3 protein-coding genes are annotated in these 1,348 nt (G+C 61.9%); 1 reads left to right on the top strand and 2 read right to left on the bottom strand.

Annotation, left to right across the window (positions count from 1 at the left end; translation table 11 throughout):
• Both ACFQ6N_RS40860 and ACFQ6N_RS40855 read right to left on the bottom strand, forming a co-directional pair.
• Positions 1-283, bottom strand: a 283-nt coding sequence (locus tag ACFQ6N_RS40860) for a zonular occludens toxin domain-containing protein (RefSeq protein WP_380659201.1), incomplete at its 3' end; no start/stop codon positions are given.
• A 4-nt stretch (positions 284-287) separates the two neighbouring features.
• The gene (locus ACFQ6N_RS40855) at positions 288-686 is read right to left on the bottom strand and encodes a hypothetical protein (RefSeq protein WP_197586245.1); all 399 of its coding nucleotides are present in this window, start codon (positions 684-686) and stop codon (positions 288-290) included.
• Between the two features lie 242 nt (positions 687-928).
• On the opposite strand from ACFQ6N_RS40855, the gene ACFQ6N_RS40850 reads away from it, so the two are divergent.
• Positions 929-1,249 (top strand): hypothetical protein, encoded by a 321-nt coding sequence (locus tag ACFQ6N_RS40850; RefSeq protein WP_380659200.1) that lies wholly within the window; start codon positions 929-931, stop codon positions 1,247-1,249.
• The last annotated feature ends 99 nt before the right edge of the window (positions 1,250-1,348 follow it).

Here is a 1,348-nt window from a genome sequence, read left to right as displayed (position 1 = left end):
CGATAAGAGCGTGCTTCTCGATATGCGGAAACGAAATAGCACCATCGTTGTCGGTATCGCATACACACCAGTCAACCACCTCTTTGTCGCCCATCACGTGCACCAGTTCGCGCACCTCATCTTCGGGTATGCCCAGGTAGGCTGCGATCCTGTCAAGGCACTCCCCTACCCCGTTGAGGCGCACGTAGACATGCCGCTTTGCACGCAGGGCGGGCAGGACGTGATGAAGCACCGCCTCGTAGCTTTTGCCGCTGCGCGGCAACCCTTCATGGCCGAAGATCATTTCGTTACGTCCACTGGAATACGGTCAGGAATACCCGCACAAGGCGGAAGATGAGTGCAGCCGTGAGCAGTGCAACGGCTTCACCAACGCGCAGCTGCGCCACGATGAAGGCCGTCCACGGACCCGCTGCATTGAGCATGGCGCAGAAGCTGAACTGCGAAAGGAAGTCCGGTGCAGGGATCAGGTAGACGATGGCCTTCACGAACGAGAGAACCAACTCAATGAAGTCGGTTTGCAGGTCCGTCATGAAATCGGCGAAATCTGCCCACAGAGAAGTTAGCTGTTCCTTCGCCCAGGTGGTGATGGCCGTCACTGGCCCTACGCCATCGGCATACGCCCAAGACGCGGACAACACAAGTACGGCCAGTGCGGCAATGAAGACGATCAGGTGCCTTCGCTTCATAGCAGCGCCCACCTCAGGGCTACGACGCCCATCCCAGCGAGGAAGACAAATCCCGCGTACTGGAAAAGCTGCAGGAGAGGGCCGCTGCACAGGCTTCCCAAGTCGAACTTTCCCGCGTACTGGCCCCCATCCCAAGTTGCAGTCGGGCAAGTGCCGCCACCTGTGCAGTTGCCGAAGAAGCCTTTGACCTTCGACAGAATCGGCGCGCCCTCAATCGCCGTCTTGAACTCCGCTATCACCTTATGCACCGTCTTGCCGGACTTCTTGTAGAGGCGTCCTGTCGTCGGTCCCGGCGCGCCGCCGTCGCCACCTTCGCCTGTGCCCGGACCCGGCCCGGGGCCCGGCCCCGGACCCTCGCATCCACCCGGATCCGTACAGTCGCCATCCCCGTCACCTTCACCGTCACCGTCACCACCTCCCGGCCCGGTACCGCCACCACCGTCTCCACCACCACCATCTCCACCACCGCCATCTCCGCCACCATCCCCGCCGCCGTCGCCTGGGCCAGTACCGCCACCGTCACCGCCGCCCTCGCCCGGCTCGGCAGTTTCTGGAGGGGCTAAATCATCAGTGCGACATGTCTCGCCGGAGGCTGTGTAGAGGTGGCCGGTTGGTGATCCGGCATAGAGGCTGTCGGTGTACTTGCACCCCTTGTGACAGAC

Origin of the sequence: Kitasatospora sp. NPDC056446, from assembly GCF_042796115.1 — a bacterium.
Lineage (GTDB): Bacteria > Actinomycetota > Actinomycetes > Streptomycetales > Streptomycetaceae > Kitasatospora.
The sequence above is the reverse complement of the archived record's forward strand: the minus strand, read 5'-3'. Positions and strand labels throughout refer to the sequence as shown.